The sequence below is a fragment of the Paeniglutamicibacter sp. ORCA_105 genome (genome assembly GCF_045798545.1).
GTDB classification, from domain to species: Bacteria; Actinomycetota; Actinomycetes; order Actinomycetales; family Micrococcaceae; genus Paeniglutamicibacter; species Paeniglutamicibacter sulfureus.
On the sequence record NZ_JBIXLM010000015.1, the window covers coordinates 1 to 13,340 of the forward strand.

10 protein-coding genes and 3 tRNA genes are annotated in these 13,340 nt (G+C 62.7%); 1 reads left to right on the forward strand and 12 read right to left on the reverse strand.

Features of this window, described 5'->3' with window-relative positions; translation table 11 throughout:
• Window positions 1–56 precede the first annotated feature (56 nt).
• Window positions 57–962 (reverse strand): 30S ribosomal protein S2, encoded by a 906-nt coding sequence (gene rpsB, locus ACIPUB_RS09270; protein WP_407607111.1) that lies wholly within the window; start codon window positions 960–962, stop codon window positions 57–59.
• A gap of 435 nt (window positions 963–1,397) precedes the next feature.
• Here rpsB and ACIPUB_RS09275 point away from each other — a divergent pair, with 435 nt between their 5' ends.
• A complete protein-coding gene (locus ACIPUB_RS09275; RefSeq protein WP_407607112.1) occupies window positions 1,398–1,919 on the forward strand; it encodes a M23 family metallopeptidase in 522 nt (173 codons plus the stop codon).
• Here the strand turns inward: ACIPUB_RS09275 and ACIPUB_RS09280 are convergent.
• From ACIPUB_RS09280 to dnaG, 11 genes are all read right to left on the reverse strand, one after another.
• Window positions 1,916–3,106, reverse strand: coding sequence for a glycosyltransferase (locus tag ACIPUB_RS09280; RefSeq protein WP_407607113.1), 1,191 nt, complete (start codon window positions 3,104–3,106; stop codon window positions 1,916–1,918). The two genes, ACIPUB_RS09275 and ACIPUB_RS09280, sit on opposite strands and share 4 nt — an antisense overlap.
• A 275-nt stretch (window positions 3,107–3,381) precedes the next feature.
• Window positions 3,382–3,455 (reverse strand) — tRNA-Ile (locus ACIPUB_RS09285).
• Between the two features lie 124 nt (window positions 3,456–3,579).
• Window positions 3,580–4,767, reverse strand: a complete 1,188-nt coding sequence (locus ACIPUB_RS09290) for a glycosyltransferase (protein WP_407607114.1) — start codon at window positions 4,765–4,767, stop codon at window positions 3,580–3,582.
• Between the two features lie 90 nt (window positions 4,768–4,857).
• A complete protein-coding gene (locus ACIPUB_RS09295) occupies window positions 4,858–5,769 on the reverse strand; it encodes a DMT family transporter (protein WP_407607115.1) in 912 nt (303 codons plus the stop codon).
• A complete protein-coding gene (locus ACIPUB_RS09300; RefSeq protein ID WP_407607116.1) occupies window positions 5,757–6,410 on the reverse strand; it encodes a CDP-alcohol phosphatidyltransferase family protein in 654 nt (217 codons plus the stop codon). Before ACIPUB_RS09300 ends, ACIPUB_RS09295 begins: the two co-directional genes overlap by 13 nt.
• Before the next feature lie 129 nt (window positions 6,411–6,539).
• Window positions 6,540–7,421, reverse strand: coding sequence for a phage holin family protein (locus ACIPUB_RS09305; protein WP_407607117.1), 882 nt, complete (start codon window positions 7,419–7,421; stop codon window positions 6,540–6,542).
• Between the two features lie 162 nt (window positions 7,422–7,583).
• A tRNA-Asn gene (locus tag ACIPUB_RS09310) sits at window positions 7,584–7,656 on the reverse strand.
• An 89-nt stretch (window positions 7,657–7,745) separates the two neighbouring features.
• Complete coding sequence (locus tag ACIPUB_RS09315; protein ID WP_407607118.1) at window positions 7,746–9,428, reverse strand: ABC-F family ATP-binding cassette domain-containing protein; 1,683 nt, start codon at window positions 9,426–9,428, stop codon at window positions 7,746–7,748.
• Window positions 9,429–9,630: 202 nt separating this feature from the next.
• Complete coding sequence (locus tag ACIPUB_RS09320) at window positions 9,631–11,055, reverse strand: lipase maturation factor family protein (protein ID WP_407607119.1); 1,425 nt, start codon at window positions 11,053–11,055, stop codon at window positions 9,631–9,633.
• 244 nt (window positions 11,056–11,299) lie between these two features.
• Window positions 11,300–11,375 (reverse strand) — tRNA-Asn (locus tag ACIPUB_RS09325).
• A gap of 67 nt (window positions 11,376–11,442) precedes the next feature.
• Window positions 11,443–13,320: a DNA primase gene (gene dnaG / locus ACIPUB_RS09330; protein ID WP_407607120.1), complete on the reverse strand. Its 1,878-nt coding sequence runs from the start codon at window positions 13,318–13,320 to the stop codon at window positions 11,443–11,445.
• Between the last annotated feature and the right edge of the window lie 20 nt (window positions 13,321–13,340).

The window sequence follows — 13,340 nt, forward strand, 5'->3', positions numbered from 1 at the left end:
CCCCCCCCCCCCCCCCCCCCCCCCCCCCCCAAAAAAAAGCGACCTTGGTTTTGTGACTACTCGGCCGAAGCGGCCGGTGCTTCCTCGGCTGCCGGAGCAGCTTCAGCGGCGGGTGCTTCCTCGGCTGCCGGAGCAGCTTCAGCGGCGGGTGCTTCCTCGGCTGCCGGAGCAGCTTCAGCGGCGGGTGCTTCGGCCTTGCCGGCCTCGAGCAGTTCGCGCTCCCACTCGGCCAGCGGCTCGGCCGGGGCTTCGGTGTTGCCTGCAGCCTTGTTGTTGCGGGCGATCAGGCCAGCGGCAACGGCGTCGGCAACGACGCGGGTGAGCAGGTTGACGGAGCGGATGGCGTCGTCGTTGCCCGGGATCGGGTACTGGACTTCGTCCGGGTCGCAGTTGGTGTCGAGGATGGCAACAACCGGGATGCCCAGCTTGCGTGCCTCATCGATGGCCAGGTGCTCCTTCTTGGTGTCGACAACCCAGAGGACCGAAGGGGTCTTCGTCAGGTTGCGGATACCGCCAAGGTTGGTCTGAAGCTTGGTCAGCTCGCGCTTGAGCAGCAGCAGCTCCTTCTTGGTGTGGCCCGAACCGGCAACATCCTCGAAGTTGATCTCTTCCAGTTCCTTCATGCGCGAGATGCGCTTGGAAACCGTCTGGAAGTTGGTGAGCATGCCACCGAGCCAGCGCTGGTTGACGAAGGGCTGGCCAACGCGGGTAGCCTGCTCCGAAATTGCTTCCTGAGCCTGCTTCTTGGTGCCAACGAACAGAACGGTGCCGCCGTGGGCAACGGTCTGCTTGACGAACTCGTAGGCGCGGTCGATGTACGACAGCGACTGCTGCAAGTCAATGATGTAGATGCCGTTGCGCTCCGTGAAGATGAAACGCTTCATCTTCGGGTTCCAACGACGGGTCTGGTGTCCAAAGTGAACGCCGCTGTCGAGCAGCTGGCGCATGGTTACGACTGGCATGTCGCAACTCCTTCCGGCAGTAGCTGGCCGGCCCATCACTGGGCCGCGGTAACTGCCATTGTTATCGGTTGATGGTGCGCATCCGGTATTGGACGCGACCCCTGGCATGAGCAGAACGGCAAACCGTTCCTGGCCTGGCCCCTCCCGAATGTCTTCGGACCGCGGGCCTGGCAGTCGCACACGCAACGAATCGCCACGGACGTGGGATTTTCAGGTGTGGATGACTCATACGCGAAGTCGGTTTCTTGCAGTCCTTCAATCAGCGCATGCTTCAAGAGGGCACAGGGAACCGCATGCTCAAGTGTACTACAGGCAGGTGGCGCCAAAATTGACACATCCGCACAAGGACAAGGGACGTGCATCACACGCCGGCACCCTCCACAAAGCGGTGGAGATCGGGCCGAGGGGCATCCGCACGGACCCATGATTGGGGTCATGAAAATGGTTTCGTCCCTGGCAGGTTTAGTGATTGGCACCGCCGTGCTGTTGGCCGCGGCCAGTGCTTCCCCATCCGCCCCTGGCCCGGCAAGCCAAGGCCTGGTCCCGGCCGGCGCATGGATCTGGCCACTGCCCCCGGTGCCGCGACTCGTGCGCGGATTCGACCCTCCGGCCAAACCCTGGCTCAGCGGCCACCGGGGCGCCGACCTTCAGGCAGCCCCCGGTGACACCGTCCGCGCACCTTCCGGAGGCATTGTCTCCTTCGCGGGGCACATCGTGGACCGGCCGGTCATTGTCATCAACCACGGCTCCGGTTTGCTCTCCAGCTTCGAGCCGGTGCGAAGCACCCTGGAGGTCGGCGCCATCGTTTCGGAGGGCGACGAGATCGGCATGGTCGGGGCCGGCGCGCACTGCGACGCGCTCTGCCTGCACTGGGGCTTGCGGCTGGACGGTGAATACATCGACCCGCTGCTCACCATCATCGACACCCGCCCCTCGATTCTCTTGCCGCTGGACTAGCCGTTCGGCAGGCTTCGGGACCTGAATTCGCGATCCGCGTCCTCGTAGACCTTGATCATGAGTTGGGTCTGCCGGCTTTGCAGGAATGATGCAGGGTCGAAGGACGATGTCGACGGACCGTGGCCCGCCTTGACCTGGTCGACGCAACCTTCCAGGGCCGCGGCGAGCGCGGCAACCGTATCGTCCTCGGTGAGCCAGTAGACGCCCTTCGGCAAGTCCTCGGCAATATTCCGGTCACTGAGCAGCGAAGGTGTGCCCAGGGCGGCCGCCTCGTAGACCGTCATGCCCTGGGTCTCAAAGCCCTGGGACGTCTGGACCAGTGCATCGGCCCTCCGGAGCTCCGTAAGCATTTGCCCGTAGGGGACCTTGCCGCGGATGACCACGGTTGGCCTATCCATGGCCTGGGCCTTGGCTTCGGCCTTGGCCCGGTCCGCTCCGTCGCCAAAGACGTGGATCTCCGCGTCGATATTGGAGAGTGCCACGGCGTCGAGGAAGGGAAGCAGTCGCTTCTCCGCACTAAACCTCCCCACCCAGGCCAGCCTCGGCCGCGTGTTGGGTTCGGCGGAAGGCTGGGCCAGCAAATCCGACGCGAGACCATCGTCCATTCCGTTGGGAACGACGTCGACGCGCGCAAAAACGCGTTCGTCCTCCAGCAGGCGGGCGAAATGGCTGGAGGGCGCGGTCACGCGTTGGGCGTGATCGGTGAACCGCTGCAGATATGTCCAGGCGTCGGCAGCCACCGGCTTGCCAGTGCCCAGGAATGCCTTCTGGGCAAGGCCCAACCCGCGCTGGACCAGACCCGGCAGCGGCATGGTCGCGGCAATCCCCACATCGAGGCGATTGTGCATCGTGTGGACGACGGGAAGGTTGTTGTCCTTGGCGAACCGATAGCCAATGATGGCCTGCCAGAAATCTGCCTGGACGTGCACCACGTCGACCGGTCCGCGCTCGGCCATTGCCTTGGCCAACAACTTGTCGCTGACCTTGCCGGGGATGGATATGGAGTACTCCCCCGGTCCCAGTGGCAAGGAAGGCAGCTCGATGACGGCCGGGTCGGGGATGTGCTTGCCGCGGTACTTGGGTGAAACGATCGTCACCCGGTGTCCTGCCAGCTCAAGAAACCGCCGCTGCAGCCGGACGGAGGTCTGCATGCCACCCAGGGTGTCGGGGTGCTGGTCGACAAACATAACGCAATGCATTGACCGGGCTCGTCCTTTCTGGGGTCGGGCGTGAAGATGAAGGTACGGCGGGCAGAGCATGCCCACGCGAAAGGCGCCAGGTTTCCCTGACGATCATGTAATTCGAGCCTAATAGAGAAGGGACGGCCACCGGCCAAAGGCGTGGCGGGGCGTCTCGCGGGAACTTGGTTGGCTGCTGACTTGTCCCGCAGCTACCACCCCGAATGCGAAAAACGGCCTAGCCAGAATCCCTGCAAGGAGTTTCTGACTAAGCCGTTTACGTGTAGGGCGGGTGGGGCTTGAACCCACGACCAAGGGATTATGAGTCCCCTGCTCTGACCAACTGAGCTACCGCCCCAACATGGATGTTCGATCGAATCACCGCCAACTGCGCCAATTGGCCAAACATCCCCAGCTATCCTAATGGATTCCCTCGCAGGTTTTCATCTTCCCCTGCCGGGAAACTCTGACTGGCGTCAGTATCAGGGAAGAAAATCCTCCGCGACGGCACCGCGGTAGATCGCCTCGAAGGTGTCCATGGTCTTGCTGTGGCTGTGCAGGGCCGCCTTGGCATGGCCTGCTTTGCCCATCACTGCCTGCTCCGCAGCTGTCATGCCCAGGATCGAATCCAGCTTGCCAGCCAGTCCGGCCAGGTCCCCGGGCTCGAATAGGTAACCGTTGACGCCGTCATCAACAAGGTGTGGCAAGGCCATCGCATTGGCCAACACCACGGGCTTGGACGCCGAGAGCGCCTCCAGGGTCACCAGGGACTGGAGCTCAGCTGTTCCGGGTTGGCAGAACACATCGCATCGCAGGTAAGCGCTGCGCAGTTCTTCGTCGTCGACATGGCCCAGGAAGTGCACGCGGCTCGCAACCCCCTTTTCACGGGCAAGCTTTTCCAAGGGCGCGCGCTGCTCGCCACCGCCGATGACCTCAAGGTGGGCATCGGGGACGGTCTTCATCAAAGTCAGCGCCTCAATGAGTTCGTTGACGTTCTTCTCAACCGCCAGCCTGCCCACGAATAGGATCGTGGGATATGGATTCCGGTCGATCGACTCCCCTGCCCCAAGCTCATAGTTGCTGGAGTCGATGCCGTTGGAAAGCGGCAAGACCTTGTCCAAGCGCGCATACTGGGTCATCGCGCGGGCAGCCAGCGGCGTCGGCGTGGTGACAACATTCGCCTTGCCCATGATCTTGCCCATGTCGCGCCAGGAGTTCCGCGCCACGATCTTCTTGAACCACTGGGGAAAAGGCAGGAACGGGTCCAGGTTTTCCGGCATGAAGTGGTTCGTTGCCACGGTTCGGCTACCGCGTTTGTTGGCAAAGGCCAGGGCGCCTTGGCCGATCATGTAGTGGCATTGGGCGTGGACCACATCCGGCTTGATCTCGTTCAGCAGCTTCTTGATCTCCGGGTTGACTTCCCAGGGGAAACAAATACGGAAGTATTCATGCGTCGGCACGGCATGCGACCGCAGCCGGTGAACGGTGGCTTCGGGCAGGACCTCGGTGACAGTGGGCCCCTTGTCCGGCCGGGTGGCCATGACGTGCACCTCGTGCCCGCGCTCTGTCATGGCCGTGGCCAGTCGATAGCAAAAGACTGCTGCGCCGTTGACGTCCGGATGATAGGTATCCGCCGCAATCACGATTTTCAATGGTTTCTCGCCCGTCACGTGGTGCGTTCACTCCTTGACATGACCGCTATCGAGGCCACGGTTGTCGTTTCATTGTCTTGTTGGGCAATTGCAGGACTACGGCAAGCTCTATTTGCCATCGGTGACCTTGGTCCGCCGTCTGGCTTCGGCCTTGCGTTCAAGCACGTCCGGGTGATGTCGCGACAAGGCGATCACCCCTACGATAGCAATGCAACCGGCACCGACCATGCTTAGCGCGATGGCGGGTTGGACATTGGGATCCAGCTCACCCAGGATCGCGATGCCGATGGAGATCCCGACGATGGGGTCGATCACCGTCAGTCCGGCAATGACCAGGTCCGGCGGGCCCTTCGAATATGCGTTTTGCACGAAGTAGGAACCGAGCAGACCGGCCACCACCACCGCCAGGATTGAGTACCAGGAAACGTTGGCCAGGAACCGCCCGTTTGGATCGAGCAGCGACACGGAAATCGTGCGCACCAGCACCGCCACGAACCCGAAGAGGACCCCGGCACCCAGGATGTAGAAGAACGCGCCGAGTCTATGTGGGAAGAGCACGACGGCCCCGCCGAAAACGGCAACGGCGATCGCCAGGATCAGGATGGTCAGCAGTTCCTGCCCGCTGGTGATCTTGTGCTCCTCGGCACTGACCTCGATGGCCAGGAAGACGAAGGCCGCGCTTCCCACCATGCAGGCAATGATCGCCAGGATCGTGGGTCGATTCATCTTGATGTGGTGCTCGCGGGCATTGACCACCGTGGTGATGACCAGCGCAATTGCACCGATGGGCTGGACCACGGTCAATGGAGCGCTCGCCAAGGCATAGACATTCAGGCTCATCCCCATGGCGAGCAGGACCAAGCCCAGAACCCAGCGGGGAGTCCTGAAAAGACGAAGCATCCCCCATCCAGTCACGTCCAGTCCGCCGGCGCTCGCGCGCACCGCACTGGATTGTCGCTGCGTGCCAAAGGCCAGAAAGAATGCCCCGGCAATCGCCGCTGTGACCGCTAGCCAGACCATTCAGTTCCCGACCTCAGTGCCCTGGCCTTGCGCCGCGCCTGTACGAAGTACTGCATCGCAGCAATCACGTGAAGTACGCAGGCCAACGCCAGTGCCCAAGTCGCGATGTCCCCCAGAATGCTTCCCTTGCCCCAATCCGTGTTTCCCAGCAGCAACAACGGAGTCCCGACCAAAAGCAACGCGGTACGGAACTTTCCGAGGTTGCTGACCGGCAGATTGGGATTGCCCCGAAAGAGCACCCAGGCGTTGATGATCAAGACGGCATCGGGAACCACGATGGAAAAAACCAGCCATGCCGGGGCTATTCCTGTCGACACAAAGGTCGTGGCGACAACGATCAGTGCCAGCCTGTCGGCCACGGGATCCAGCCACTTGCCAACGGTTGAGATCTGGTCGAGGCGGCGGGCCGCAAATCCATCGATCCAGTCGGAGGAACCCAGGATTGCCAACGTGAGCGTAGCCCAGCCGTAATGCATGGTGAGTGTCTGCCAAACGAACACCGGCACCAGAAGGAACCTGAGAACAGTTATCAGGTTCGGCACCGTCCAGAAGGTGGTGAGCTCGCGGTATTCAAAGTTGTCGCGTGTTCCCGCTCCAAAAATGGGCATGCCCTCCTCTTTCATGGTCTGTTCTGTGCTCATGGACTGGTGGGACTATTCACGTGGCATGTGGTTCGCGCTTCCCCGTCCCCTGATCGGGTTGATCGACGGGAGTCGCGACCGGTGGTGCGGCGGTTCAGGGTTTTCAGCCTGGCCGCACCGGGTTATTGATTACTCGCGCAGTAGCTTGCGCAGGAAGATAAAGAACATCGTTACCGAGCCGGCCATGATCGCCAAGGGTTGCCACCGCTCGCGCAGGGCCTCCTTGGTGTTTTCGCCTTCAAAACCGCTGAGGGATCCCACCTTTTGGGTTGCCCGCTCCACGCCTTCGGAAAACTTCCCCGATGCGGTGTCGGCCAGGTGCCTTGCCTGGCCGGCGGCCTTGGACACCGCGTCGCCGGCGGCCTGTCCCGCGCCGGAGAATTTTTCTCCAAGGTGAAGTGGCACCTCGAGTTTTTGTCCCAGGCCGTCGCGGTGCAAGGCAATCTCTTCGCGACGTTCCCGGGTGCGGATGATCAGTTCGTTGTGCGTAGGCTTCTCGGCCTTTGCCTTGTGATCGTCCTTCTTGGCTGCTTTCTCGTCCTGCTCATCCTTCTTCTTGGACGGTTTCGGCTCGTCAAGCGTCGAAACATCGAAGGCGCTGCCGTCCTTGACCACGCCAAGGTCGTGCCGGATTCCGCGAATCGCTTCGTCAGGCAGCAGCGGCATGGTCTTCTTGAACTTGAAGAAGGCGAATGCGGCAAGGATCAGTGCCAGAACGAGGAATCCGGCAGCGACAAGCAGTGCTGCCAGCCAAGGTTCAATGACCGTTCCGATTCCCATGATCAGGGCCACGACCAGGGCAATTACCATGAAGGCCAGCAAGGCCAGGGCCACGATACCGGCGCCTGCAGCAATGCCAACGCCAATGCCCTTTGACTTGAGGACGATGGCGGCGATGCGTGCTTCGTCAGCCACCTGGTTCGGGATCAGGTGGCTAAGTCCGCTTACCTGTCCCTTGATGGTTAGTGGCGTTGACTGGTATTGGTTTCCAGTCGATTCCGATCCAGACATGGTCTCTCCGTTTCATGCGGCCTAGGCCCGGGCCGCTCAACCCAAAACTATCACCCGGACGTGCCTAAACGGCTCAACCTGCAGGGGTACACCCAGGGTATGAGACCGACTTGAGACAAGAAATCCCCGCCCTCCAATGGAGAACGGGGTTTCCTATGTGCGCTCCTCCGACTGGACTTGAACCAGTAACCCTTCGATTAACAGTCGAATGCTCTGCCAATTGAGCTACGGAGGAATGAAGCAGGTAAAACACTACCAGAGCGCCGATTGGAACCCCAAATCGAAAGCGGGTTGATCATCCCGCACGCCCGGAGCAGGTCCCCACTACCGCTGGCGCTGTACCCGCGTCTCGTCCCAGACCGGTTCCGCGGACTCGTAGACCTTTCCATCGGAACCGAAGACCAGGAACCGGTCGAATGACCTGGCGAACCAGCGGTCGTGGGTCACGGCCAGCACGGTACCGACGAACGATTCGATGGCCCTCTCCAGCGCCTCCCCCGAATGCAGGTCGAGGTTGTCGGTCGGCTCGTCAAGCAGCAGCAGGGTTGCCCCGGAAAGCTGCAACAGAAGGATCTGGAATCGTGCCTGCTGTCCACCGGAGAGGGAATCGTATTTCTGCTCCGCTTGGCCGGCCAGGCCGTAACCGTCAAGCGCTCCGGAGGCCGCTTCCCTGGCCATGCCCGAGCGGTGTTCGTCGCCTCGGTGCAGGATGTCCAGCAACGTCCTGCCCAGGAGGTCGGGTCGGCTGTGGGTCTGGGCAAAGAACCCGGGACGGATGCGTGCCCCAAGCTTCACCGTTCCGTTGTGCGGGACCTCGGCAATCTCGACCTCCGAGACCGGCAGGTGTTCGCGTTCCGGGTCGGTTCCGCCCGAGGCCAACAGCCGCAGGAAGTGGGACTTGCCCGAACCGTTCGAGCCCAGGATCGCCACGCGGTCCCCGAACCAGATCTCGTTGCTGAACGGCTTCATCAGCCCGATGAGCTCGAGCTTCTCGGCGACGATGGCGCGCTTGGCCGTTCGCCCGCCCTTGAGCCGCATGTTGACGTTTTGTTCAAGCGGGATGGCCTGGGGCGGGCCCGCCTCGAGGAACTTGGCAAGGCGGGTTTGCGCGGCGTGGTACCGGTTGGCCATGTCCGAGCGGAAGGCTGCCTTGTTCTTGTACATGTTCACCAGCTCCTTGAGCTTGGCGTGCTCTTCGTCCCACCGCTTGCGCAGTTCCTCGAAGCGTTCGTTGCGTTCGCGCCGTGCGTCGACGTAGGAACCGAACGCGCCGCCGTGGATCCATGCCGTGGCGCCGGAGTGGCCGGGTTCGAGGGTGACGATGCGGTTGGCTGCGTTGTTCAGCAGTTCGCGGTCGTGGCTGATGAACAGGACGGTCTTCGGCGAGGCGTTGAGCATGGCTTCGAGCCAGCGCTTGCCCGGGACGTCGAGGTAGTTGTCGGGTTCGTCAAGCAGCAACAGCTCATCGGGGCCTTCGAAGAGTGCCTCAAGGACCAGCCGCTTTTGCTCGCCGCCGGAAAGTGTTGATGCCAGGCGGTGGGCGGCGCGGTCGAAGGGCACGCCGAGCGCCGCCATGCAGACCTTGTCCCACGCGGTTTCCAGTTCGTAGCCGCCGGCATCTCCCCAGTCGATGATGGCCTGGGCATAACGCATCTGGATTTTCTCGTCGTCGGATTCCATCATGAGCAGCTCGGTTTCATCCACGGCCTTCGCAGCTGCCGCCAGGTCCGCCGAGGCCGTGGAAACCAGCAGGTCGCGCACGGTGGACTCGTCGCGCACCTGGCCGACAAACTGCCGCATGATGCCCATGCCCCCGGATCGACTGACAGCGCCCTCATCCGATTTCAGGTCCCCGGCAATGATCTTGAAGAGCGTCGTCTTTCCCGCGCCGTTGGGGCCGATCAGAGCGGTCTTTGATCCCGAGGTGACCTTGAAGGTCACGCCGCCCAGGAGCTGGGTTCCGTCGGAGAGGAAGTAATGGATGTCGGATACGTCGATATGAGCCACCTTCCCATCCTACTGATGTCCCGGCCTGGAGCCCCACCGGGGTCACCCCGAGACCCCGGTGGGGTCCCCCGGTGTGGTCCAGCGCGTTCCCCGTGGTCGTGCACCGGGCGGATGCCGGCCGCTTGTACCGGGTGTCGCGCATCGAACTTTGTCGGATCCGTGGCGCGAGATCTCAGTGATGGCGCGAACCGGTTGCGGCCGGTTATTGGAGGCCGAGCGGACCGAACTCCAGCTGTCGCCTGTCGCGCACCCATTGGGCTCCGGTGTCCCTGCGCTGGGCATCGGTGGCGAAACGATAGCGATAGGTCAGTACTCGGATGAAGCGCGGCTTCCTGCCGGAAAACGGGTCATGGCCCAATAGTGCCAGCGTCCGGGCATCGGCCTCCAGCAACCTGACCAGGAGGGCATGGAACCAGCGCTGATTCAGGGATCCCAGCGGCAGGAACCACATCATCCAGTCCAAGCGCAGATGATAGGGCGCGAATTGGCGCGGTCTCTTGGAAACGTCCCCCGGTTTCCCCTTGAACCCGTACTCTAGCCAGGTGGCCTCGCCGGGTGATTCGTCCTCGGTGCCCTCGATGACGACTTCGATCCGCTCCCTGGTGACCGAGCCGAAGGCACCGTAGGCGTTGCCCAATTGCCATCGGTTGAAGGCCGCATTCATGCGCTGGTCGGATGAGAACAGGTTGCGCAGCGCCGGAACGGAAAGCACGGCCAACAGCAGCGTGCCGATAAGCACGATCACGGTCCACCAGATTGGTGCCTCCGCTCGCGCGCTGCTTTCGGGTGGCAGCCAGGGGATGAGCCGTCGCAGCACCGGGTCGCTGACCCGGCAGAAAGCCAGCACGATGGTGATCCAGTTCAGCCACGCGAAGTTGCCGGTGGCCACCAGCCACAGCTGGGTGGCAATGATGATGCCCGCCGCGATGGAGGCCAGGGGCTGGGGCGCAAACAGCAGGAACGGGATCGCCAGTTGGGCGCCGTGGTTGCCCGCCGCCTCGCAACGGTGCCACCATCTTGGGGCCAGGTGGGCCCGGCGGCTGAACGGCCCCGGCATCGGCTGTGTTTGGTGGTGGTAGTACATGGCCGTGAGGTTTCTCCAGGCCGGGTCCCCGCGCCACTTGATCATGCCCGCTCCAAACTCCAGCCGGAACACCAGCCAGGCGATCAGCAACAGAATGGTTAGCGGTGGCGGGACTTGTCGGGAACCGAGCAAGCCCACCGTGAACCCGGCCTCCAACAGAAGCATTTCCCAGCCAAAACCGTAGAAAACCTGCCCCACGTTCACGATCGACATGTACAAGCCCCAGAGGGCAAGGAAGGCGAAAAGCGGCAGCCACGGAGGTCCAGCCTGGGGAAGCCCTACGACCAGAACCCCGGAAATGGCACACCCTGCGGCGCACACCGCCACCAGTTTCCGGTCCGAGTACCCGATCCTGCTAAATATCGAAGGACGGCGGGCGCCGGGTCCGCCAAGTAGCCGGGGCACGGGCAGCAGGCCGCGTTCCCCAGCGAGGGCCCGGAACTGGTTCAGGGTGGAGATGAAGGCAATCAGGTAGATCAGCGCAACCCCGCGTTGCAGGATTTCGCGGGCCATGCCGTAGTCGTACGCCGCCAGCCATTCCATGGCATCAGCTTAGATTCATCGGGGCACGGCGGCCATGCCCTGCCAACGGGGCCATAAGCCCAGACGTGCGTGCCTGGACCGCCTGCCTGCCAGACTGCGCAGGGCCGCATCCGGGCCATGGCAATGCGCCGATATCCACGTCCACGCCACATTGGAGCGCTCTTCACTGGCCCCCTCCCGGCCAGAGTGGGTTAACGCAAAAGAATCCGCATTTTCTGTAAAGAAAATACGGATTCTTTTGTTTTGGCTCCTCCGACTGGACTTGAACCAGTAACCCTTCGATTAACAGTCGAATGCTCTGCCAATTGAGCTACGGAGGAATGCAACGAGAAATACTCTACACAAGGATTCGGGAAAACAAAAATCGCCGCCCGCACCCGGCTGCAACTAGTCCTGGCGCAGTGCCCTGCGGCGCAATTCCAGCTCCAACAGCTCGCGATTGATGCGCTGGAAGCCCTCCGGATCCCCCGCGGGATCCATGCGTTGCAGCTCACCCATCTTCTCCGCCTTCAAGTGTGTGATTTGCAGCTCAAAGAGACGATTGATGATGTCATTGCAATAGCGCAGCAATGCCTCACTGGTGCTTGCAGGCAACGGAGTCACTGCCAGTTCGGAGACAAATGATCGCAAAGGTTCCGGGACTTCCTGCCGGATGGCCTCGACCCACTGCGACGGGGTGGCACCTGCCATTCCGGCAGCGCGCACGGCATCGTGCACGGCGGCATGGGCAGGGGCCATGAAACGGGCATCATAGAACGCCTGCCACTGTTCCGGCGTCAGCTGCGCCGGCTGCTGCAGCACGACTTCCAGTGCCTCGCGTTCCATCCGGGATACCGGGTCTCGCGGATCGGGCCGGGAGTAGACCGGGGCGGCCGGTTGCTCCGGTGCCGCATGACCGGCGTTTCCGCGGACCGGTTCCTCGGCCTTGGGCATCCGGTTGCGTCGCACCGAGGCCCCCACGGCGCGGTTGACGTCCTCCATGTCCATGCCGAGCCAACCGGCAAGTTCACGTGCGTAGGCCGGCCGAATGGCCGAATCACGGATCTCGGCAACAATCGGGGCACTGACACGCAGCGCCTGCACCCGGCCCTCGACGGTGTTCAGGTTGTAGTTCTTCAAACCCGCCTTGATGGCGAATTCGAAGAGCGGGCGCTTGGAGTCAATGAGTTCGCGCACCGCCTCCGGGCCGCGCTTCTGCCGCAGGTCGCACGGGTCCGCTCCGGTCGGCTCGACGGCGACGTACGTCTGCGCAATGAATTTCTGGTCTTCCTCGAAGGCGCGCAAGGCGGCCTTCTGGCCGGCGGCGTCGCCGTCGAAGGTGAAGACCACTTCGCCGCCGGATCCGTCGTCACGCAAGAGCCGCCGGGCAATCTTGATGTGGTCGGTGCCAAAGGCGGTGCCGCAGGTGGCAACCGCGGTGCCGATGCCCGAAAGATGGCAGGCCATCACGTCGGTGTAGCCCTCGACCACGACCAATTGGCGGGTCTTGGTGATTTCCTTCTTGGCCAAGTCGACGCCGTAGAGGACCTGGGACTTCTTGTAGAGCTGGGTTTCGGGGGTGTTGAGGTACTTGGGCCCTTGGTCGTCCTCGTAGAGCTTGCGCGCGCCGAAGCCGATGGTGGCTCCGGTGAGATCGCGGATGGGCCAGATCAGGCGGCCGCGGAACCTGTCGTAGATGCCACGGTTGCCCTCGGAAAAGATGCCGGTGAGCTTGAGTTCCTCGTCCTGGAAGCCACGCCCACGCAGGTGCTTGAGCAGCGCGTCCCAGCCCTGGGGCGCATAGCCTACGCCGAAGTGCGCTGCGGCCTCCGCGTCGAAGTCGCGTTCGGACAAGAATTTCTGCCCGGCCGCGGCACCGGGGGTGGTGAGTTGTTCGCGGAAGAACTCCTCGGAGATCTTGTGCGCGTCGAGCAGTCGCTGGCGGCGGCCGGTTTCCTCGCGGCGCGGGCCGGTGCCCCCGTCCTCGTAGTGCAGTTCGATGCCGACGCGGCCGGCCAACTGCTCCACGGTCTCGGAGAAGGTACCGTGGTTCATCTTCTGCAGGAAGGCGATCACGTCGCCGGACTCGCCGCAGCCAAAGCAGTGGAAGGAACCGACCTGCGGGCGCACGTGGAAAGACGGGGAACGCTCGTCGTGGAAGGGGCACAGGCCCTTCCAGGAGCCGACGCCGGCGGACTTCAGCGTCACATATCCGTCGATGACTTCCTTGATGTCCGTGCGGTTGCGGACTTCGTCGATATCTTCACGCTTAATCAGGCCTGCCATACACCCAGTCTAGTGACGAA